Annotated in this window: 10 protein-coding genes; 4 read left to right on the top strand and 6 right to left on the bottom strand. The window is 76.7% G+C overall.

Annotated elements, in window-relative coordinates; all coding sequences use genetic code 11:
- Positions 1 to 62: 62 nt before the first annotated feature.
- Positions 63 to 1,034, top strand: coding sequence for an aldo/keto reductase (locus ACQPYN_RS21600; protein ID WP_433027441.1), 972 nt, complete (start codon positions 63 to 65; stop codon positions 1,032 to 1,034).
- 75 nt (positions 1,035 to 1,109) lie between these two features.
- Here ACQPYN_RS21600 and ACQPYN_RS21595 read toward each other — a convergent pair whose 3' ends face one another.
- Together ACQPYN_RS21595 and ACQPYN_RS21590 are read right to left on the bottom strand one after the other, a co-directional pair.
- Positions 1,110 to 3,467, bottom strand: coding sequence for a hypothetical protein (locus ACQPYN_RS21595; protein WP_433027438.1), 2,358 nt, complete (start codon positions 3,465 to 3,467; stop codon positions 1,110 to 1,112).
- Between the two features lie 437 nt (positions 3,468 to 3,904).
- Entirely contained in the window at positions 3,905 to 4,618 is a 714-nt protein-coding gene (locus ACQPYN_RS21590) for a GntR family transcriptional regulator (RefSeq protein ID WP_433027435.1), read from the bottom strand.
- Between the two features lie 83 nt (positions 4,619 to 4,701).
- Between ACQPYN_RS21590 and ACQPYN_RS21585 the strand changes: the two genes are divergently transcribed.
- The 3 genes from ACQPYN_RS21585 to ACQPYN_RS21575 all read left to right on the top strand — a co-directional run bounded on the left by ACQPYN_RS21585 (position 4,702) and on the right by ACQPYN_RS21575 (position 7,715).
- Positions 4,702 to 5,340, top strand: a complete 639-nt coding sequence (locus tag ACQPYN_RS21585) for a 5-oxoprolinase subunit B family protein (RefSeq protein WP_433027432.1) — start codon at positions 4,702 to 4,704, stop codon at positions 5,338 to 5,340.
- The gene (locus ACQPYN_RS21580) at positions 5,337 to 6,239 is read left to right on the top strand and encodes a biotin-dependent carboxyltransferase family protein (RefSeq protein WP_433027429.1); all 903 of its coding nucleotides are present in this window, start codon (positions 5,337 to 5,339) and stop codon (positions 6,237 to 6,239) included. The genes ACQPYN_RS21585 and ACQPYN_RS21580 overlap by 4 nt, the downstream gene beginning before the upstream one ends.
- 108 nt (positions 6,240 to 6,347) lie before the next feature.
- Positions 6,348 to 7,715, top strand: coding sequence for an MFS transporter (locus tag ACQPYN_RS21575; protein ID WP_433027426.1), 1,368 nt, complete (start codon positions 6,348 to 6,350; stop codon positions 7,713 to 7,715).
- A 443-nt stretch (positions 7,716 to 8,158) separates the two neighbouring features.
- Here the strand turns inward: ACQPYN_RS21575 and ACQPYN_RS21570 are convergent, their stop codons facing one another.
- The 4 genes from ACQPYN_RS21570 to ACQPYN_RS21555 all read right to left on the bottom strand — a co-directional run bounded on the left by ACQPYN_RS21570 (position 8,159) and on the right by ACQPYN_RS21555 (position 22,787).
- The gene (locus ACQPYN_RS21570; RefSeq protein ID WP_433027423.1) at positions 8,159 to 8,695 is read right to left on the bottom strand and encodes a LysM peptidoglycan-binding domain-containing protein; all 537 of its coding nucleotides are present in this window, start codon (positions 8,693 to 8,695) and stop codon (positions 8,159 to 8,161) included.
- 1,527 nt (positions 8,696 to 10,222) lie between these two features.
- Positions 10,223 to 17,872: a hypothetical protein gene (locus ACQPYN_RS21565; RefSeq protein WP_433027420.1), complete on the bottom strand. Its 7,650-nt coding sequence runs from the start codon at positions 17,870 to 17,872 to the stop codon at positions 10,223 to 10,225.
- Positions 17,873 to 17,949: 77 nt separating this feature from the next.
- On the bottom strand, positions 17,950 to 19,236 hold the full coding sequence (locus tag ACQPYN_RS21560; protein WP_433027417.1) for a LysM peptidoglycan-binding domain-containing protein: 1,287 nt from the start codon (positions 19,234 to 19,236) through the stop codon (positions 17,950 to 17,952).
- Positions 19,237 to 19,331: 95 nt separating this feature from the next.
- Entirely contained in the window at positions 19,332 to 22,787 is a 3,456-nt protein-coding gene (locus tag ACQPYN_RS21555; RefSeq protein WP_433027414.1) for a hypothetical protein, read from the bottom strand.
- Positions 22,788 to 22,811: the final 24 nt, after the last annotated feature.

Below are 22,811 nucleotides of genomic sequence, written 5' to 3'. Positions count from 1 at the left end.
GTCTCGTCGATTCCCGCGAGGACGTGTGAATCGATCGGCGGTTCGTGGGGCAGGCTGACGGCATGGAGTTCACGAAGCTCGGCATGACCGGAATGGACGTGTCGAGGATCTGCCTGGGGTGCATGAGCTACGGCGTCCCCGACCGCGGTACCCACCCGTGGTCCCTCGACGAGGACGCGTCGAAACCCTTCTTCCGTCAGGCCCTCGACGCCGGGATCAACTTCTTCGACACCGCGGACGCCTACTCCGACGGCACGAGCGAGGAGATCACCGGCCGCGCGCTGCGGGAGATGGCCGATCGCGACGAGATCGTCGTCGCCACCAAGGTCTTCATGCCGATGCGCCAGGGCCCGAACGGCGGCGGCCTCTCGCGCAAGGCGATCATGACCGGGATCGACGCCTCGCTGCGGCGCCTCGGCATGGACTACGTGGACCTCTACCAGATCCACCGCTGGGACTACGGCACGCCGATCGAGGAGACCCTCGAGGCGCTGCACGACGTCGTCAAGGCGGGCAAGGTCCGCTACATCGGCGCGTCCTCGATGTGGGCCTGGCAGTTCGCGAAGGCGCTGCACCTGCAGGACGTCAACGGCTGGACCCGCTTCGTCACGATGCAGGACCACTACAACCTGCTCTACCGCGAGGAGGAGCGGGAGATGCTCCCGCTGTGCGGCGACGAGGGCGTCGGCGCCATCCCGTGGAGCCCGCTCGCGCGCGGCCGGCTCACCCGCGACTGGGGCGACTCGACCGGGCGGCAGGAGACCGACGAGGTCGGCAAGTCGCTCTACCGCGACACGGACCGGCACATCGTCGAGGCCGTCGCCGAGATCGCCGAGAAGCGCGGCGTCTCCCGCGCCCAGGTCGCGCTCGCCTGGGTGCTGAACAACCCCGTCGTCGACGCCCCGATCATCGGCGCGACGAAGGAGCACCACCTCGCCGACGCCGTCGCCGCGGTCGACCTGCGTCTCGACGACGACGAGGTCCGCGCGCTCGAGGAGCGCTACGAGCCCCGTGGGGTCGCCGGGCACCGCTGAGCGGCCCCGGACGCCGGAACGCCCGCTCCCTCGATGGCGGAGCGGGCGTCCAGTGGTGCTGGTGCGAGCGGGGGTTCAGTCGCCGCTGTCGGAGCCGCTGTCGGAGCCGGACGAGCTCCCGGAGTCGTCGGAGGAGCTCCCGGAGTCGTCGGACGAGGAGTGGCTCTCCGAGGACTCGTCGTCACCCGAGGAGTCGTCACCCGAGGAGTCGTCGGACGAGTCGGAGGACGCTGACGACTCCGAGGACTCGTGGCTCGAGGACTCGTGGGACGCGGAGTCGTCGGAGGAGTGGCTCTCCGAGGACTCACGGCTCGACGAGGAGTCGTCGGAGTCGTCGGAGTCGTCCGAGGAGGCGTCGTCCGACGAGACACCTGACGACTCGTCCGGCGAGGAGCTCACCGTCGACGTCCGCGAGGAGGAGCCGTCTTCGGATGACTCGTCCGAGGAGCCGTCGTCCGAGGAGCCGTCGTCCGAGGAGCCGTCGTCCGAGGAGCTCTCGTCCGACCGAGAGGCCTGCCGGCCGGAGTCGTCCCGCCCGGAGTCCTCCCGGCCGGACTCGTCGTCCCCGCCGGAGCGGGAGCCGTCGCTGTCGTCGCCGCTCGCCGCCTCGGAGGCACCAGGGACCCCGTCCAGCGCCGCCTCGACCCGCTGGGTGACCTCGCGGGTGATGCCCTCGCGCAGCTGCGCGGCCAGCCGGTCGGCGTCGCCGGGCGTGGTGTCCTCGTCGCCGTTGGAGGAGCCCGCCTCCTCCCGGCCCTCGTCGTCGCCGTCCCGGCTCTCGTCGGCGCGGGCCTCCGAGCCGGTCTCCTGACCCTGCTCCTCCGAGCGCGCCACCGACAGCAGGTCCAGAGTGCTCTCGCCCGCGCCCGCGGACGGGTCGTCCTCGTCGTCGTCCGTGCCGGCGCTCGCCAGGTCGGGTCGCTGCGCCGACGGCAGGACGGCCTCGTCCCGCCCGCGCGGCCCGTTGCCCTGGTCGTCGCCGCCGGAGCCGTCCGAGGACTCGGACGGGGTCGCCTCCGACGAGCTCTGCCCGAGGACCCCGTCGAGCCCGCCGGCGAACGGCGCGCCGTCGAGGGCCCCGAGCGCCGAGCGCTGCTCCTCCCGCCCGCCGTCGCGGTCGGAGGGCTCGTCGGCTCCGGACGGGTCGAGGACGTCGCCGACGGCGTCGGTGGTGTCGGCGACGGCTCCACCCAGCGCGCCGGTGGCCTCGCGGACCGGCTCGGACGCGGACGGGCTGACGGGCTCCGGGAAGGCGTCGGCGAGCTCGTCGCCGGCGCGGGCCACGCCCTCGCCGAGGCCGCGTCCGGTGTCGCGGGCGGTCTCGCCCACGTCGGAGGCCGCCTCGTCGACGGGCTGGGTGACGGGCTCGGGGAAGTCGGGCAGAGCCGAGGAGGCGACGCCCTCGCCGCCGGCGCCGTCGTCGCCCCCGTCCGAGGGCGGGAGCGGGGGACCACTGGTGTCCGGCAGGGCGACGGCCGGGTCGCCGGACTCCGGACCCCGGGCGACCGTGGCCGGGTCGGGCGAGGCGGCACCGGAGGAGGTGTCGCCCTCCGCCCCGCCGGCGCTGCTCGGGTCGTCGGCGAGCTCTTCGACCTGCTCCGCGAGGGGCGCCGTGACGTCCTGGGTGTCCGGCACCGGCGACGCGGCGGCCACGGACGCGTCCTGGCTGAGCGCCTGGACCTGCGTGCGCAGCATGTCGACCTGGCGCTGCGCGCTCTCGCGCTGCGCGCCGAGATCGACGCCCACCGGCGTCGGTCCGCGGGTGGCGGCGTCGAGCTCGCCGAGGCGCTGCTCGGCGAGCGACAGGGCGGCCTGCGTCTGCTGGAGGTTGGTCCAGGTGGAGAGCTGGGACTCCAGCAGCAGCCGCTGACGCTCGAGCCACTGACGACGCTCGACCAGGGCCGCCACCTCGGAGGGCCGGCCGGACCGCTCGCCCACGGCGGCCGTCCACCGCGCCTCGGCGGCGCGTGCGAGGTCGAGCTGCTGGGAGATCGAGGTGAGCGCGACGTTGGCCTCGGTGATCCACTGGCCGCTCGGGACCGGCACGGACGCCGGCTGGGCGCTCGGCGCCGGCTCCTGGGTGCGGTCGAGGAGCGAGACGCCGCCGCCGAACGCCAGCGCGACGACGAGGCCACCGGCGACGACCGCGCGTGCCCGGTGCGGCCGGTTCGACCCGCGGCGCAGGCGGCGCAGGGGGACCGGCTGCCGGCGCAGCGCAGGCGGGATCTCGCCCGCGGCACGGACCGGGCGTTCCGGCGCCGGCGTCACCGGGGCGTCGCCCGGGAGGCGGGCGACCTCGGGGGCGTCGAGCGACGCGGTGGCGGCGAGCTCCTCGTCGGCCGCGGGGTCGGGGGCCTCGTCCTGCACGTCGGCCGCCGGTGCCTCGTCGGGTGCCTCGTCCGGCTCGGCAGGAGCGGCAGCCTCCGCGGGCAAGACCGGCGCCGCGGAGCGGGCCGACTTCAGGCGGGCGCTGCGTGCCGCCGTGCGGTGTGCCGGGCAGCAGAACTTGCGTTGAGGGCCTCTCTCCGGTTGCTCGATCTCCACGGTGCAACCCTCGAGCGCGCACTGCACGGCCATCTGTCGGAGCCCCTCCCGCCCCCGGATCGCCAATCCGGGGCCTCTGTTGTCGTGAGATCGCCACGGTGAGCGACGAGCCCGCCGGAAAGAGAACACCGACGAGCGTCGTCGACACAAGGTCGTTCACGAAACGTTAGGCAAGGAACCTACGTTTCGCGCGGCGATCCGATCAACCCGTCGATGTTGGATTGACGGATTGTTGAACAACTCGGACCATAGCCGACATGCAACGGGTGGATCCAGGGTCGATCCGGGGCTCCGCGCTCCGGGACGTCGGCCGCGCAGGGGCGACGTCAGGCGTCGAGCGTGGCGCCGTAGGCCGAGAGCAGGTGCGCCTCCGCGTCGCGCAGGTACGCGTCGAGGGCGTCGGCGGCCTCGAGCAGGCGCCCCTCGGCGACCTGGGTGGCCAGCGCGACGTTCCGCGCGACGTAGGGCTCGTGCATCGCCCGCGCGTCGGCGAGGACGACGAAGGCCAGCCGCAGCTCGGCCACGACGCCGCGCATCTCCTCGTCGATGCGGGTGTTGCCGGCGAGGGCGGCCAGCGCGAGGTGCACCGCGGCGTTGGCGGTGCCCGCGGCGTCCCAGTCCTCGGCCGCGGCCGCGCGCTCGCCGTCGTGGGCGGCCTCGAGGACCGCCGCCGCGGCGTCCGGGTCGACCGTGCCGCGCGCGGCGGCCTCCCGCAGCGCGCCGCACTCGAGCGAGCGCCGGAGCCCGCAGAGGTCGGCGAGGTCGTCGCGACCCAGCCGCCGAACGAAGACCCCGCGGTGACGGTGGTGCTCGACGAGCCGCTGGGCGGAGAGGCGCTGCAGGGCCTCGCGCACGGTGTTGCGCGAGACGCCGAGCGCCTCGACCAGCTGCTCCTCCGCGAGCTGGACACCTGGTCGCAGCGTGCCGTCCAGCACCTGCGTGCGCAGCAGGCCGGCGACGCGCTCCGAGGTGGACCCGACCTCGAGCCGGCCGCGCTGCCGGGCCAGCGAGTCGGTCCAGCCGGGGACGCTCTGTGTCACAGAACGAGCCTACGCGGATCGCCCGACATTCCCATCACTCGTCATGGGGATCGTCGGACGATCCCCGGGTCGCGGGGTGCCGCGTGACGTCGCCGGTGCGAGGTCTGCGGGCGCACGGCGACACCGGCGTGCTCGTCGAGGTCGACGACGTCGCGCAGGCCCTCGCCCTGCACGCGGCGCTGCGGCTCGCGCCGCCCCCGGGGCTCGTGGACCTGGTGCCCGCGGCCCGGTCGGTCCTGGTGCGCGTCGCTCCGGGGACCGACCTGCGGGCCGTCGCCGCGGCGGTGCGGGCGGTGCGCCTGAGCACGCCGGAGGCCGGGGCCGGAGCCGACGAGGGGGACGCCGTCGAGATCCCCGTGGTCTACGACGGGGCGGACCTCGGGGACGTCGCCCGGCTGACCGGCCTCACGACCCGCGAGGTCGTCGGCGCCCACACGGGGCAGACGTGGACGGTGGCGTTCGCCGGCTTCGCGCCCGGCTTCGGTTACCTCGCGGGCGCCGACGCCCGGCTGACCGTTCCCCGGCTGTCGGTTCCCCGGACGAGCGTCCCCGCCGGCGCCGTCGCGCTCGCGGGCGAGTTCGGCGGGGTCTATCCACGGGCCTCGCCCGGCGGCTGGCAGCTGATCGGTCGCACCGACCACGAGATGTGGTGCCCGGACCGCGACCCGCCGGCCGTGCTCACCCCCGGCGTCCGCGTCCGCTTCGTGGAGCGTGCGGCGTGAGCGGCGGGCTGACGGTCCTGCTCACCGGCGCGCTCGCGACCGTGCAGGACCGTGGACGGCCGGGTCACAGCGACCTCGGCGTCGGTGTCTCCGGCGCCGCCGACCGTCCCGCGCTCGCCCTCGCGAACCGGCTCGTCGGCAACGGGGCCGGCGCCGCGGGGATCGAGGTCACGGCCGGCGGGCTGGTGTGCCGCGCCGAGGAACGGCTCGTCGTGGCCGTCACGGGCGCGACCGGCCCGGTGCTCGTGCGACGACCGAGCGGGAGCCTGCGACCCGCCGGGCTCGCGCGACCCGAGGTCCTCGCCGTGGGCGACGAGCTCCGCGTCGGCGTCCCCGATCGGGGCCTCCGGTCCTACGTCGCGGTGCGCGGAGGCGTGGACGTCGCGCCGGTGCTGGGCAGCCGGTCGACCGACCTGCTGGCCGGGCTCGGTCCGGCACCCCTGCGTCCCGGCGACGTCCTCCCCGTGGGTAGCGACGTCGCCGGGCCCGTGCTCGCGTCGGACGGCGCGCCCGTCTCCGCGCCGGACGACGGCGAGGTGACGCTGTACGCGGTGCCGGGGCCCCGCGCGGATTGGTTCGGCGACGACGCCCTGCGCGCGGTGTTCGGCCGACCGTGGGAGGTGACGTCCGCGAGCAACCGGGTCGGGATGCGCCTGCAGGGGTCGGAGCTCGTCCGGGCGAGCCGCCGGGTGGGGGCAGAGCTGCCCAGCGAGGGCGTCGCCCGGGGTGCGATCCAGGTACCGGCGTCCGGGCAGCCGCTCGTCTTCCTCGCCGACCACCCCGTCACCGGCGGCTATCCCGTCGTCGCCGTGCTGCGGGACCGCGACGTCGATGTCGCCGCTCAGCTGCGTCCTGGCCAGCGGATACGGCTGCGCGCACAGCCGGCTCCGATGTTCTAGAGCTGTCCTCTTGAAGGATTGTTGAACAATCTCTACGGTGAACCACATCACCGATCCGGGCCGCGTCGTCGATGACCGGGCGGAGCTGACCATCCGTAGGAGGTCGCCATGACCGATGTCCATCCCACCCCCGCGAGCGGGGCGGACGCCGCACCACCACCGCGCCGCACGGCCCGGGTCATCGTCGCCAGCGTCGTCGGGACCTCGCTCGAGTGGTACGACTTCTTCCTCTACGGCACCGCCGCCGCGCTGGTGTTCAACAAGCTCTTCTTCCCGAGCTTCGACCCGCTGACCGGCACGCTGCTGGCCTTCGCCACCTACGCCGTCGGGTTCGTGTCGCGGCCCCTCGGCGGGTTCGTCGCCGGGCACTACGGCGACAAGTTCGGCCGCAAGAACGTCCTGGTCGTGACGCTGCTGCTCATGGGGGCGGCGACGTTCCTCATCGGCTGTCTGCCGACGTACGAGGCGATCGGGGTCGCGGCGCCGGTCCTGCTGGTGGCGCTGCGCTTCCTGCAGGGCCTCGGGCTCGGTGGGGAGTGGGCCGGCGCGGTGCTCATGACCCTCGAGCACGGTGACCCGCACAAGCGCGGGCTCAACGCCAGCTGGCCGCAGATCGGCGTCCCGGTGGGCAACCTGCTCGCCGCGGCCATCCTCGGCATCCTCAACGTGACGCTCACCGAGGAGGCGTTCCTGTCCTGGGGCTGGCGGACCGCCTTCTGGGCGTCGGCGGCGCTCATCCTCGTCGGCCTGTGGATCCGTCTGACCGTCTCCGAGAGCCCGGTGTTCGCGGAGGCCGCCGACAGCGGCCGCAAGTCGTCGATGCCGCTGATCGAGGTGTTCAAGCGCCACCCGCGGGGCCTGCTCATCGCGATGGGGGCCCGCATCGGCACCGACGTCGCCTTCTACACCTTCGTGCTGTTCATCCTCACCTACATCACCACCGAGCTCGACCTGCCGCGCAGCCTCGGCCTGAACGCGGTGCTCATCGCGTCGGCGTGCCAGCTCGTGCTGATCCCGTTCTTCGGCGGGCTGTCCGACCGCTTCGGGCGCCGGCCCGTGTACATGGCGGGGGCGATCTCGGCGGGCATCTGGGCCTTCGCGTTCTTCCCGTTGCTCGACACCCGCTCGACGGTGGTCATCATCCTGACCACGGTCGTCGCGCTGGCCACCCACGCGGCGATGTTCGGGCCCCAGGCCGCCTTCATCGCCGAGCTCTTCTCCACCGAGCTGCGCTACAGCGGCGCGTCCATCGGTTACCAGATCGCCGGTGTGCTGGGCGGGGCGATCGCGCCGATCGTCGCGGTCGCGCTGCTCAGCGCGTTCGGCACGGCCTTCGCGATCTCGCTCTACGTCGCGGCGATGATCGCGATCACCGTGATCGCGCTGGCCGTCGCTCCGGAGACCGCGAACGTCGACCTGCAGGACGAACGGCCGGACGTGGTCGAGGAGGAGACCCCGGCGGCCACCCGGACCTGACCTCTCCCGACCCACCTGACCCACCTGGCCCCGTCCCCGGTTCTCCGGGGGTGGGGCTTCGTGGTGTGCGGGGCTCGGAGTCGGGCAGCGAACGCGCTGTTCGCTGCTTCTAGGCGAGCGAACTCCCCGTTCGCGTCGGGACGGACCTCGCGAGGGGCACGTTCCGCAGGTGGCGGGGCCCGACGATCATGCGCAGGGTGCCCCTCGTGGGCAGGCTCGTGCCCGCGAGGGGGCGGGCTCGGCCACGGGCAGCGAGGGCGTCCTTCGCTGCGTCCAGCGGTCGGGGACGCCCTCGCACGGTCCGGGGAGGGCGCGGAGGCCCCGTGCCTCGGTGATCAACGGGGAGTTCGTGCGCGTAGAAGCAGCGAACAGCGCGTTCGCTGCGACCACCCCGGGCGGCCGGTGGGCGGCGTCCCGGAGGAGGCCGCCCACCGCCGTCGGGATCAGCTCGCGATCCGCAGGCCCGCGCCGGCGAGGATGCGGTCCGGGTCGGCGATCTGTGGGTTGAGCTCGAGCAGTCGGTCGACGCTGGTGGCGTGCTGCTGGGCGTAGCCGCCGAGCGTGGCGCCCTCGGTCACGACGACGACGTCGCTCGGGGGCGTCGCGACGGTGAGGACCTGGCCGGCGGTGATCCGGTCCGGGTCGTCGACGCCGTTGTCGGCCGCGAGGAGCTCGACCGGCACGCCCGTGCGCTGGGCGATCCCGGCGAGGGTGTCGCCGGACGCCACGGTGCGCGTGGTGGGCGCCTCGACCGACGGCGCGGCCGGTTCCGACGGCACCGCCGGCGCGACCGCGGGTGCCGACGACGGCACCGCGGCGGGCGCGGACGTCGGCTGGGCCTGCTCGGGGGCGCCCTCGCCGAGGGCGCCCGCGAGCAGCCCCAGCAGGAGGGCGGCGGCGGTGACGGCGGCGACCGCCAGGCCCACCGCCCGGCGCATGATCTTGGTGAAGTCGGGGGCGTGGGTGGTCGTGATGCTCATGATCGTTGTCTCCTGGGTGTCGTGCGAGAGAGTGGGTGACGGAGTCCTCCACGCCCGAGGAGGACCGCGTGCGCGGGCGACCGGTACTCCGAACAGGCGCCGGTACCGGTCGGCGAGGGCGCCCGCGTGCGCGTCGTGGTCGACGCCGCGCCCGAGGACGTGGTGCTCGACCTCGTGGGCCAGCAGGTCGCGCCACCACGCCGCCACGGCGGGCTCGTCGTGGCGGGCGGTGACCGCGGCGACCTGCCCGGCGGGCACGGCCACCACGCCGTCCGCGGTGAAGGCGAGCGTCCGGGCGACCGCGTCGGCGGCCGCACGCCGGGACAGGCCGCCGGCGCGCAGAGCCCGCGCAGGGCGGCGTCGTCCACCACGCGCACCGGTGGGCCGCGCGGGGCGTAGGGCAGCACCGCGGGGTCGAGCGGCGCGGTCGCGTCGCCGATCCGGGCGAGGGCGCCAGCGATCGCACGCACCGGATAGACCCGCCGCCCGGGCAGCGCCACGGGCCCGTCGCGGGCCTGGCCGCCACCGGCGCGGCGGCCGCGCCACGACCGCGCGGTGGCCCGCGCCCGCCCGACCAGGACGGCGACCGCGGTCGTCGCACCCGCGGTCGTCGCCAGCTCGAAGGGCCACCCGGCGGCGGCCGCACCGGCTGTGACGGCGCCGCCCGCGACGCCGGCGACGCGCAGCGCTCGCCCGGCGGCCCGGACGAACCGCGCGCCCGGCAGCGGCGCCGACACCATCTGCATGCTGAACGAGGGCCGCGCCCGCACGGACGCCACCGCCGCCGCGGCCTCGTCCCGCAGCGCGTCGGTGTAGGCGCGCGCGAGGTCCCGCCACGGCCCGTCCGCCAGGAGCGCGGTGACGCGCGTGCGGGCGTCCCTGTGGTCGGCGACGAGGGCCTCGAGCACCTCGACCCGCCCGGCGTCGACCATCGCGTCCACCTCGGCGAACAGCCGCGCGGGCAGCACGGAGCGGGCGTCGGGGTCCTGCCCCGGCACCGCGCGCTCGGCGAGCGTCGCGACGACGTGCGCAGCGTCGCCGTCGTACCCGAGCCACGGCGCCACGACGGCCTCGACGACCTCGTGGACCACGCCCGCGGGCTCGGGGGCCCAGACGTGCAGCACGCCGTCGGACCACCGGTGCCCGGCGTCGGCGACGACGAGCCCCGTCGCCGGGTCGACGATCGCCGCGTCGAGCGCGTGGACCACCACGGCCGGCACGGCCCGGTCGGACACCGCGAGGAGCCCGACCTGCGCCGGCCCGTCGCCGCGTCCCGCGACCCACTCGCCGGTGGCCCGGACGACCAGGTCGAGCAGCGGGTCGAGGACGCGGTGCGCGGCGGGCAACGGCGTCGCGTGGTCGAGCGCGGCAGCCCAGGCCCGGGCGTACGACGGCCGCAGCACCGGGCCGGTCAGCCCGTCGCGCACGACCTCGGGGTCGACGTCGAGCAGTTCGATGTGCCGCAGGCCTGCGGGGCTCCAGCGCTGCAGGGTGAGGTCGAGGGTCGTGGGGACCCTGACGTCGCCGTCACTGCCGGGCGGCGGGGCCGGCAGGACGATCTCCCGCTCGACGCCGACCCGGTCGAGGGCGAAGAGCGCGCGGTGCCGCCGGGCCAGGGCAGCCGCGTCGGCGTCGTGGTCGCCGCGGGCCCGGCCGGTCACGTGGTGGTCGGTCTCGTGGGTGAGCACGTCGCGCCACCACGCCGCGACCCCGGGACGGCCCCGGCGCGCCGCGATCGCCGTCATCCGCTCGCGGGTGAGGTGGACGGCGCCGTCGACGGTGACCGCGACCGTTCGGGCCACCGTGTCCGCGGCCCCGACGGGCGTGAGCCCGCCGGCGACCAGCGCCGCGTGGAGCTCCTCGGCGCCGACGACGAGCACCGGCGGGCCGCGCGCGTCGTAGGGCAGGACGGCGGGGTCGAGCGGCACCGCCCGCGCGCGCAGCGCCCGCAGCGCCGCAACGACGGCGTCGGTCGGGTACGGGACCGGGCCGGGGAGGGCGAGCGGGCCGTCGTGCCCGGAGTACCCCTCTCTGGCCGGGGTGTGGTCCCACTGGTCGTACCACCGGGGGAGCGGGTAGTTGCGCGGCGCCGGGCGGGTGGGCGACCACTGCCGCAGCACCTCCGACCACCCCGCGGCCACGGCCCGCCGCCGGTCGGCGTCGGGGCTGCGGACGTGGCGCAGCGGGGCCAGCTCGAGGGCGCCGCGCAGGGCGCGGGCGAAGTGGTGCTCGGCGAGGAACGCCCGGTGCTCGGTGGGCCGGCCCGTGTTCGCAGGATCGTCGACGGCGTGGGTCAGCTCGTGCAGGAGCAGGGCGGACGCCTCGACGAGACGGGCGTTGCGCGCGGGCGCGTCGGCGGCGTCGAGGCGGAACGAGTCCTCGCGCAGGACGAGCCCGCCGCCGAGGTGGGCGAAGGCCTCGGGGACGGCCATGCCCACGGTGTCGGGCTGGGAGTACCACCGGGCTGCGAACGCGGCCTCGGGGAGGACCGCGACACCCACGGCGGCGGGCCGGACCGGCGCGAGCACGGCGTCCAGGAGGCCCGTCCCGGCCAGCAGCGCCGCGGCCGCGGCGAGACCGGTGCGGACGTCGGGGGCGAGGTCGTCCCAGCCCTCCACCGCGAGGCCCCGGGGCAGCCGGGCGGCCCGCGCCAGCAGGTCGGGCTGCGGGCCGGCGATCGGCACGCCGCCGTCGTGCATCCGCACCGGGTACGCCCTGGTGTCGATCCCGCGCGCCCGGCCCACGGGCCCGACCGCACCGGGCCGGATGACGCCGGCGAGGGGGACGAGCAGGCGGGCGGCGAAGCGCAACGGCGCCCCGGCGAGCGCGGCCTCCGCCTCGTCGACCAGGCCCTGCCACGTCGCGAGGCCCGCCGCGCCGCCCCGGAGCGCGGCCAGGGTGCGGGTGTCGAGGTACAGCCACCCGTCGTCGTGCACGAACGCGACGACGTCGTCCGGCCCGCCGATCTCCCGGATGCGCACGCCGAACCCGTCGATCGCGCACAGGCCCTGGCAGCCGACGGCGGCCAGCGGGCGCAGGTCCAGCCCGGCCGGCGCCGCGAGACCGCCCGGGCCCGCCAGCGGCAGCAGCGCCGAGGTCACGCCCTCGCGGATCACCTGCCCGATCACCGCGCTCTCCGCCCGCCCGGTGGGGACGGCGGCGAGGCGCACGAGGTGCCCGGTGGGCGCGAAGCGCTGCGACACGCGCCACCCGGCGTCCGGCTCGGTGGGCCCGAAGAGCAGCCGGTACCGCCCGGCGAGGGCGGCCGCGTCGGCGTCGTGGTCGGCGTGGGTGTCGCGCGCCCGCCCCGTGACGTGGTGGTCGACCTCGTGGGCCAGGACGTCGCGCCACCACGCGGCGACGGCGGGGTCGCCGAGTCGCGCGGCGATCTCCGCCGCCCGCTCGGCGGTCACGTGGACGACGCCGCGGACGGTGAAGGCGATCAGCCGCCGCGCGGTGTCCTGCGCGGTGACGGGGGCGACGCCGAGGGCGATCAGCTCGCGCTGCAGCTCGGCGGCGGTGACGGTGCGGACCGGGGACCGCGCGCGTCGTGGGGCAGCGATCGGCGGTCCACCGGCACGTCCCGTCCGCCCAGGCGGCGCAGCGCCGTCGCGACCAGCTCGGTCGGGAACGGGCCGTCCCCGGGCAGCGCGAGCGGACCGTCACCGCCCCGGGGTGGTGGCGGCCGCCGAGGCGCTGCCACACCCGCCGGACCACGTACAGACCGGGGACCGACGCCGCGATGACCGCGCCGGCCGCCGCGAGGCCGGGGTGCGGCAGCGACGCGAGGCCCAGGCCGATCAGGCCGGTCTGCGTGACCAGCGCGGCGGTCACCCCGCGCCGCGGTGCGGCGGCGCGCCCGCGCCAGGTCTCGATCGCGATCCCGTGCCGGGCGAGCAGCACCGACGCGCCGGTGAACCCGGCGGCGGCGACCGCCACGGGCAGGTTGCCCTCCGCCGCGAGCTGGACGGTCAGGGCGCCGCCGCCCACCACGAAGCCCGTACCGGCGATGTTCTGCCAGCGACGCAGCCGGGGGTCGTTGGTGTCGTCCCAGCCGGCGCGGCCCGCGGCCGCCGTGCGGAAGGCGGGCCAGCCGAGCAGCACGTCGGTGACGGCGAAGACGGTGTTGGTGAGGACGCCCGCGACCACGGCGAGTCCGGCGGCGTCGGGCGGGACGCCGCTGGTGGCGATGCCGGTGAGGCCCGCCAGACCGGCGAGGACGTGGTAGGTCAGGTTGAGCGCGAAGGTGCCCGCGACGACGGTCTGCAGGGTCCGGCCCACCCGGCCGCTGTGCGGGCGCAGCCCGGTGAACGACGACGCGGTCGCGCCCGCGGCGCGGGTGACCTTGTCGTGCCAGGTGGAGTACTCCTTGATCGCGAGGGCCTCCCGGTCGGCGCGGCTCTCGGTCGGGCGCAGCACGGCGCCGGTGGCCGGGTCGCGGTACTCCCGGGCGAGGGGGAGGTTCACCAGCGCATCGAGGATGCGCAGGAACTCGTCGGTCTCGACGCGGATGGTCGCCGCGCGCTGCTCGACGATCCGCGCGGCGGCGGTGTCGTCGGCCATGCGTCCCTCGGAGGCGAGGTTTCCCAGCAGCTCGGCGGCGAGGCGCTCGACGATCGGGCGCGAGAGCCGGCCCCGCTCGATCGGCGCCTCGTGCAGCACGCGCACGTACTGCGTGCGCACCGTGCGCGGGGTGAGGGCGAGTCCGCGGACGACGAACGCGACGGCGGAGAGGATCGCGCCCACCGTCGTCGTCGCCACCGTGGCCCCGACGAGGCTGCCGGGCTCGGAGAGCGGACCCGTGGTGAGCGCCCATGTCGTCGCCCCCGCGCCGGCGCTCAGTACGGCGCCGAGGCCCCAGCGCCCGGTGCGGGCGCCGCGGCGCAGGGCGTCGCGCGTGGCGGCGATCTGGGTCTCCGAGCGCTCCAGGCGCGTCTGGGACGCCTGCACCTGGCGCAGGGCCATGTCCTGCTGAACCCGGCGTCCGGCGTCGCCCAGGGGCCCACCGGCGAACATCGCGTCGGCCTCGCGGGCGCTGATGAGCGCCTCGAGGGTGTAGGGGTGCCACCGGCGGTGGTGACGAGGGCCCGGCCGGGCGGCCCCGCGGCTGCCCGGGGCGTCCGCGCAGGCGCTGCCACCGGCTCGGCGCCTCGACCGGACCCTCGGGCAGGGCGGCCAGGCGCCGATCCTCGGCGGCCCGCGTGGCGGCGTCGGTGCGGTCGGCGTCGCGGTCGGCCCGCTGGATGCGCCGGTTGGTGGAGCGCAGGGTCGGGGTGTCGCGGCCGGCGACCACGGCCGGGTCCACCGCGTTGTGCCAGGCGATCGCGTTGCCGACCTGCTCGTGCTGCGCGAGGTAGGCGTCCAGCGCGGCGCGCCCGGCACCCGGCGTCCAGTCCGGGGTCGGGCCGACGGGCCGGGTACCGTCATCCCCTCGGCCGCGCGGGCGGCGAGCCAGCCGTCGACGACGGCACGCCGCGCCGGGGTGAGGACGCCGGCGCCGACCAGCTGGGCGTAGAAGCCGTCGGGGGCGGCGAGCTCGGCGAACGCGAACTTCCGACCCCGGCGGGCGGCCTCGCCCACCATCGCCTCGGCGTTGCGGTGCAGGAGCCGATCGACGGCGTCCGCACCCGCGGCGTCGGTGGCGACGTCGGCCAGGATCGGTGCCATGTCGTAGTAGTGGCGCAGGTAGTTCGGCAGCGACGGCGACTTCACCGAGTCCGACCCGTAGACGAAGTGCTGCGGGAAGTCGCGGACGAGGGCGATGACCTCGCGGCGCACGTCGGCCGAGCGCTCGATGTGCTGGGCGAGGTCGTTCCAGGACACGTCGAACACCAGGCGCGGGAAGGCCTCCCGGCCGAGGCCCGTCGCCTCGAGGCGGTGCACCTCCTGGGTGAGCACCTCGCGCAGCACCCCGAGGTGGTCGACGGTCAGCTCGGTCCACTTGCCCACCCCGAGGTGCGACAGCGAGACCTGAGCAGCCGGGTACTTCCGCAACAGCGCGACCAGCGGACGCAGGTGGCGCTCGTCGGGGCTCGCGGCGACGTACTTGCCGTCGGCGTCCAGGATCGCCTCGCCGGCGTCGTTGTGGAGGATCACGACCTGGCCCGTGCGCTCCGCGGCCGCGAGGAGCTCGCGCACGTGGGGGCTGTAGCGGTCCGGCGGCGTCGCGGTGGGCGCGAGGCGGCCGTCGGCGTCGCGCGTCCGCAGCGCGTCGGCCTCCGCCGTGCGCCCGAGACCCTCGAGGACCACCCGGATGTTCTCGGCCTGCCGGGTGAGCACCTCGACGTACTCGCGGGGGCCGGTGCCGGTGACCAGGCCCGCGAGCTCGGGGGAGAGCAGCCGGAGGTCGACGAGGTCGATCTGACCGGCCGGGTCGCCGACCTCGTCGCTGATCAGGCGCAGGGCGGTGTTCAGCCGCCGGACGTAGCGGACGTACTCGGGGGCCAGGACGTGCGCCGCCTGCGGGCCGAGCAGCCGCGTGACGGCCTCCTTGGCCAGCGTCGTCTCGGCGACGACGTGGGCCAGGTCCGGGTTCAGCAGCAGCATCGTCGTCAGGTAGCCCTGGGCGCCGGGGATGTCGATGCGGGCTCCGGAGATGCCGGGCAGGGCTCGCCAGCGCAGGTCGTCGGGCAGGGCGCGGATCGCGTCGAAGAGCCGGACGTCGGGGAACTTCCCGCGCATCGTCAGCATCGCGTTGCCGAAGGTGATGCCCTGGCGCAGCTCGCCGGTGTTGGCGTAGTAGAAGCCGCCGCCCGCGGTCGCGAGGCCCCGGCCGCGCTGCGGGATGGGGGACAGGACGACCCGGCCGGTGTGCCCGGCGTCGCGCAGCCAGCCGAGGAGGTCGGTCAGGCGGGTGTAGCGCGGGTCGGAGTAGTCGCCGTGGTGCAGGTGCATGTCCCACGTCGCGCCGTACGCCGGCCGGGGGTTGCCGATCTCCTGGGCCGCCCGGCGCGGCACGCGCAGCGCGGCGACGCTGTGCGCCAGCTCGTCGGGGGAGACGGTGACGTCGACCGCGGCGAACGCCACCGCGAGGGAGGTCGCCGCGCCCGGGGTCGGGCTCCGCCGGGTCGCCAGCCGGGCCGCGCGCTGGGTCCCGCTCACGAGGCCGAGCAGCGGGTCGACGACGTCGAGACGCTCGGCGAGACCGGGCTCGTAGCGGCCGGTCAGCGCGGCCACCGCGTCGGCGCGGTCGGCCAGCGTCGCGCCGTCCACGACCCGCATCAGCGGGGTGAGGTGCGAGACCACGATCGAGGTGCGCGGCTCCGTCCAGAGCGCCATCGACCGGTGCGTCAGGCCGCGGCGCACGCCCTGCGTGAACGGGTCCGCCATCACGGTGCGGAAGGCGTCGCGGGCCGCGGCGAGCTCGGCCGCGGCCGCCCGCACCTCGGCGGTGCGGTCGTCGACGACGGTGGCCAGCCGGTCGGTCTCCCGGCGCACGACGCCGAGGACGCCCGTGGCCGGCAGCCCGATCGGCAGGAACGCCGGGGGCTCGGCGCGGCCGCTGACCAGGAGGGCGCGGGAGGTGGTGGGGTCGAGCCGCAGGGCCGCGGCGACCGCCCCGACGGGGTCGGCGTGGCCGTCGGCGCGCAGCCGCTCGACGAGCGCGGGCAACCACCGCTCGCGACGGGCGTAGGCCGTGCGGGCCTGCCCGAGCGCGTCCAGCGCCCGGTGGTGGTCGTCGAGCGCCGCGACCAGACCGACGTCGTCGCGGGTCGCGGCGGCGCGGGCCGCGCGGTGCAGCGACACCTGGGGGACACCGGTGAGACGCAGCAGGCCGCGACCCACCCGTCGGAGCGCCCCGCGGCGGCGCTCGGCGTCCCCGACGCGGCGGATCTCCGTGGCCAGGGCCTCGGCGTACGCGGCGTCGACGGCGCGCCAGGCGCCGGCGTCGGGCACCCCGGTCCACCGGCCGTGCGGGCCGGTCTCGGCGATCTCGCCGCGGAGCAGGTCGACGCGGTCCAGCATCACCTGCAGCTCGTCGTGGCGCCCGGCCTCGCGCAGGTCGGCCACGTCGCGGCGGCCGCGCACCGTCAGCCAGGAGTCCCCGGCGACGACCTGGGCGGGCACGGCGCGCTCGGCGAAGGTCGCGATGCGGTGGGCCGCCGCGTCCCGGTAGCCGGCGCGGACCAGCAGCGCCTCGGTGATCTCGTGGACGGCGGCGCCGGGGCCCTGCCCGAGGTTCACCTCGACCTCGAGCGTGCCGTTGCGCCAGGTGTGCGCCGACGGCGCGGCGTGCCCGACCGGCAGCGTCGTCCAGGCGACGGCGACCGGGAGGGCGCCCTGCGGGAAGCGGGCCGTCCAGGCGTCACGGGCGGTGGTCCCGAGCGACGGGTCGAGCAGCTCGCGGGTCACCGCCGTGGCCAGCGTCAGGAGCTCGCGCGCCGACCTCGGGGCGCCGGGCAGCGTGGCCGGCTCCGCGAGGGCCTCGGCGAGCCCACGGCGGCGCCGGTCCGTCATCGGCGTGGTCGTCGGCCGCGCGACCGCCGGACCGTCGGCCCCGTGCCGGCGCTGGAACCCGTCGCGGCCCGCGGGGCCGTCGCCGTAGCGCGCGTCGCGCAGGCGGCGCGCCTGGTCGACGACCTGCTCGCGCACCCGGTCCACCTGCGCCGTCGGGGCGTTCGCCGCGACGAGGGCGGTGATCCGGTCGAGCAGCTCCCGGAGGCGCTGCTCCTGCTCCGCGAGGTCCGGGCGCGGCACGCCGGCGGGGGCCGCGGCGAGACGGTCGAGCGCCTCCTGCTGGCGGGCCGCCACGTCGGGCAGGCCGGCAAGTAGCGCGCGGGCCCGGGCGCGGTCGAGACGGAGCGCGGCGGCGACGGCGCGCGGACCGTGCCCGGCGTCGCGGGCGGCGGCGAGCGCATCCTCGACGCGCTCGGTGGCGCGGTCGACGTCGTGGCGCAGGCCGGCGGCGTGCCTGGTGACGCGGGCGAGCGTCGCGGCGCCCGTCGTCTGCCGCGGGAGCTCGGGGTCCGAGGGCTGGGTGATGCGCGGGGTGCCGGCGAGGAGGTCCGCGACCGTCCGGGCGTCGACGCCGAGCGCGCCGGCGATCTCGCGGTGCACGCGGCCCTGGTCCCAGCCGGGCTCGAGCGCCGCGAGCCGGGCCGCGAGCCACGGCACCACCTGCGTGCGCTTCTCGTAGCTCGCCATCTCGCGGCGCTGGCGGTCCGTCGCGTCCGCCACCCGCCACAGCGGGCGTTCGCGCCACGAGGGCCCGACGGGCGGCGCGGCGAGGAGCAGCCGGCCCGGCGTCGAGCCGGTCAGGGTGCGTGCGGTCCGCCAGCGGGCGAGCGCGGTCCGTCCGAGGATCCCGAGCGCCGTCGCGCCGAGGACGGCGGCGCCGCCGCGGACCCAGGGCCACCAGGTGCTCGTCGCGGCGGGCGCCTCGGCGCCGGGGAAGGGGCCGGGGGCGCCACGGGCGAGGTGGTGGTCGGGGTGGTGGTGGTCGGGGCGGGCGTCGTGGGGGCTGGCGCCGCCGTGGGGGTGGGGGTCGTGGGCTGGCCGGCCTGGCCGGGCTGGGGCGTGCTCGGCTGCTCCGCGCCGGGCGTGGTCGGGGCCGGGCCAAGCCGCAGGGTCTCGCCGGTGCGGATGAGGTCGAGGCTCCGGCCGCCGAAGCGTTCGGGGTCCTGCGCGCCGACCTGCGGGGGCGTGAGCCCGAAGCGCCCGGCGATGGCGCCGAGGGTGTCTCCGCGGCGCACGTTCCAGGTGCCCTGCCAGGTCTCCGGCAGCGCGATCGGCGCTCCGGCCGCGACACGGTCGAGGTCGGTGAGGGTCGGGTTGGCGGCGGCGAGCTCGTCGAGCCCGACGCCGAGGGACCGGGCGATCCGGCCCAGCGTGTCGCCCTCCCGGAGCCACAGCACCGTCGGGCGCTGCGTGTCGGCCGCGGGGACCGCAAGCGGGAGAGTGGTGGTCGCTCCGGCATCGCGGAGCGTGGATGTCGCGGCCTGCTCGGCCACCGGACCCGTGAGGGTCTCGGAGGCGAGACCGAGGGGGCCGAGCGCGATCAGGGTGCCGACGCCGAGTGCGGCGAGGAAGCGTCCCAAGGCCGGGGGTCCGCGCGCCCACGCCGTCGCGATCCAGCGTCCGAGTCGTGCGGTCTGGAGCGCGCCCGCGGTGCCGGTCTCCGCGGGGGCCGCGGTCGCGTCGCCGTCGGGCGCACCGGCCGCCCCGGCACCGCCGCCGCCGGTCACCGGTGCGGTCCCGGCCGTGACGGAAGGCCCGCCCGGCGTGGCCGGGGCGCCAGGAGTGCCGGTGCCGGGAGTGCCCGTGCCAGGAGGGCCGGTGCCGGGAGCACCCGGAGTGCCGGTGCCGCCAGTGCCTGGCGTGCCGCCGCCGGTCGCGCCCTGCGACTGGGTCGCGTCCCCGAGCGCGCGGGCGACGCCGTCGCGCACACCGTCGTCCCAGGCGAGCCCGTTCTCCGTGGCGAAGGTGTCCACCTGCTCGCGCAGGTGGTCAGGGTCCGCCCCGGCCTGGAGGAGGAGCTCGTCGAGCGCGGCGGGGGCCAGCGCGCGAGCGGGCCCCTCGAGCGCGTCGACCAGGTCGTTCACTGCGGCGGCCGGGGCGCCGGAGGCGCGGAGCTGGTCGATCCGCGCGGTTCCGGGACCGGGCTGCAGCGCCCGCTCGCCGTGCTGCGCCCGCAGGTTCAGGTCGACGAGAGCGAGCGCGAGGAGCTGCCCGGGCCGCTCGGTGGGGGCCTGCGCGTCGCGCAGGGTGGCGCCGGCGGCGCGGGGGACGAGGACCGCGAGGTCGGCGGGGTGAGCTCGCCGCGCGTGGCGCGCCCCAGCATGGCGTCGAGCTCGGCCGGCAGCATCCCGACGGCGTGCATCCGCGCGAGCAGGTCGACGACCGAGGGCAGCCCGAGCGCCCGGAGCATGAGCGGCAGGCGGACCACGTCGGCCCACTCGCCGACGGAGCCGCCGTAGACGTCGGCGAGGAGCTCCGCCGCCACGCCGGTGACCTGCTCGTCGCCCCAGAGCGGCTGGGCGGCCAGGCCGTCGCGGTGCTCGCGGCGCCAGTCGAGCGGAGCGAGCGGGTGCTCGGTGAGGCGGGCGCGCGCGGCGGTCACGGCGGCGGCGCCCGCGTCCCCGAGTCCCTCGTCGCCGCGGGCGAGCAGGCCGGCGACGGTGCCGACGCCCTCCTGCTGCAGCGCCGCGGAGAGCGCCTCGCGGCCCTGGGCGTCGAGGTCGAGGCCGACGAGCAGGCCCTCGATCTCGTTCTGCCGGTTCCACAGCGCCTGCTCCGTCGGGTGCAGCGCCTCGAACAGCTCGCCCATCAGCTCGTGCACGGCCTCGGGCGTGGCCGGCGTCCCCTCGGTGGCGAGCTGCGCGAGCGCCTGCTCGCGGGCGGCGGACGGCGTGAGCACCGCACGGCCCGCACCCGGCACGCCCTCCTGCCCCGCCCGCAGCTGGAAGAGCGCGGCGTCGAGCGCGGCCGCGTCGACCCCGGCGCGCCCGCGGAGGTGGTCGATCAGGGCCTGGCGCTCGTTCTCCGGCAGCTGGGCGAGGGCCAGGTCGGCGCCAGGCTCCATCGCCGCACCGCGGAGCTGCAGGCCCTCGGCGACCAGGAGGGTGTCCGCGACCTGCGCGGGCGTCATGCCCGTCTCGGCGCCGACCGCCTCGGCCCGCTCCAGTCCGGCGGCCGCCTGTGCCATGCCCCGTGCCGCGCGCGCCGCGTCGTAGTGGACCTGGCGCTCGGGGATGAGCTCGGCGACCCGGCCCGCCTCCGGCGTGCCCTGCGGGACCGCGCCGACCCGCGTCGCGAGGTCCTGCAGCTCGGTCCACTGCGCGTCCGTCAGGCCGTCGACGCGCTGGCCGGCGCGGGCCATGGCGTACCGGGGGAGGTCGATGCCGGCCGCGTCCTGGGGGAGCGCCGTCCACACACCGTCCCGGACGACACCGCCCCGGGGGACCACCGATCCGGTCGCACCGTCGCGACGGAAGGCGGCCTCGATCCCACCCTGGCCCAGACGCTGCTGGGCCTTGAGGAGCAGGCCGAGCTCGGGGCTCGTCAGCGCGGGAGGCGCGTCGGCGGCGAGCACGTAGCCGTCGGGCGTGCGGTAGGCGAGGTCGTCGGGCGCGACGTGCTGGGAGTAGGAACCCCGCTGACCGTTGCGGCCGGCCCGGCTGCTCAGCTGCTGGAACATCCAGGCGGGCACCGTGTCGGTGATGATCACGTGCAGGCCGCCGAGCGCCTCGGCTTCGGGACCGATCGACACGTCGGTCCCGCGGCCGACGCGGTTCGTCGCCAGCGTGATCCTGCCCGGCTCGCCGGCGCGGGAGACGACCTCGGCGACGCTGCCCTCGCCGGTCTCGGGCATGAACGGGTCGATGACCTCGTAGTGCAGGACCGGGGCCTCGGCGGGGTCGAGCCCGGCGTCCAGCGCCTCCTCACGGACGCGGGCGTTGTGCGCCTCGAGCGCGGCGATGAGGTCGCCCTGCCGGGTGTGGGAGGAGAACACCAGCTGCGGCCGGCCGGTCCGGGCCATGTCCAGCATCTCGCCGGCGGCCGCCTGGATCTTCGCGTCCTGACCCGCGTGCTGGACGGGCTCGGCCGGTCCGGTGAGCTGCGACTCCTTGTTCCGCGGGGCGAGGTAGACCCGCCGGCCGTAGCGCTCGAGCAGGACGCGGCTCGACGTCCTGAGGGTGCCGGACATCCCCACGACCTCCGTCGTGCCGCCGAGGACGTCCTGCGCGGTGGTCTCGCCGACGAGGCGGCGCGGTGCGGTGATGCGGGCGGCATCGTGGAACGCGACGTACTCCAGGGCGGACTGATAGCCGTCCTGGTAGGTGCGGCCCTCCAGGGCCCGCCCGGCGATCTCGTCGACGAGCACGAGCCGTCCGTCGTCCATGACCTTCCACGCACCGCGGGGGAGGGTGTGGCGGGCCCAGACGGCGCGATCGAGGCGGGCGCGCAGAGCCGCGTTCCGGGGCAGCGTGAGGTCGAGACCGAAGGCCCGCCGGAGGTGCTCGAGCCCGGCCCGGTTGACCTGGCCGTCGGTGAGGTGGTCCTGGTGGGCGAGGGCGCGGGCCATGTCGTCGGCGGCGACGACGTCCCGGACGGCGACCCGCCGGCCCTGCTCGCCGGAGACCCGCAGCGGCGTCTGCCCCTCGTGATCCATGATCAGGTCGGCCTCGTCGACGAGGCGCACCTCGGAGCGGCCGGTACCCCGCGTTCGGGGCTGGGCGTCGAGCAGGACGTCGTCGAAGCCGAAGTCGTGGATGGTGCCGACGGTGATGTCGGCGGCGCGGGCGGCGGCCCGGGCGGTGGCCCCGTCGCCACCGAACCGCAGGTGCCCGAGCGTGAACTCGGTGCCGAAACGGGCGTTCACCGCATCGAGGAAGTCGGTGTAGCCGCGCACCGCGTCGCCGGCGGTCTCGGCGGAGTGCACCACCAGGTCCGTACCGCCGCGCAGCGGCTGCCCGGTGAGGTGAGCGCGGACCAGGCGGGTGGCCAGGTAGGTCATCCCGATCTGGGTCTTCCGGCCGCCGGTCTCCTTCTGGACGTGGAAGCCGTCGAGCAGTGCGAGGTCGGCCTCGATCATCTCCGGCGTGACCGGCTCGCGCCGCGTCGCCTCGGGGTGGGTCGCGTTGTACGCCTCGGCCGCGCGGTCGTGCACGGCGGTGACCGCCGCGACGACCCGGTCGGGGGAGGGGTCGGCGCGCAGCTCGGCGAGGATGTCCTCGGCCGAGCGCTCCGTCATCGCGTCGGCCGCGCGGCGGACCTCGGCGGCGCGCACCCGCAGGTCGGGGTCGGCACGGACGACGCCGATGTCGTCGCCGTCGGGCCGGTCGCGCGGGACGACCCGCTCGGCGCCGGCCTCGTCGGCGACGATCTCGAACCGGTCGCCCTCGAGGTGCTCGCGGACGGTGCTCTCGGGGAGGCCGTGGCGCTCGGCCAGCTCGGCGAGCGTCGGCTCCCGGGTCGCGGCCGTGCCGGCCACGGGGGTAGCGGGGGTGGTCTCGGGGGTGATCTCGCGCCGGGCGATGTGGCTCGTGCCGGCCTCGTCGGTGACCAGCTCGATGCCGGTCGCCTCGTCGCGGGCGGCGAGGTCGCGCAGGGTCTGCTCGCGGACGCCGATCTGCTCGGCGAGCTCGCGCACGGGGCGGGCGCTCCGGGTGGTGAG

The sequence above is a fragment of the Actinomycetospora sp. CA-053990 genome (genome assembly GCF_050948445.1).
GTDB lineage: Bacteria > Actinomycetota > Actinomycetes > Mycobacteriales > Pseudonocardiaceae > Actinomycetospora > Actinomycetospora callitridis.
This window is presented reverse-complemented; position numbering and strand designations above follow the sequence as displayed.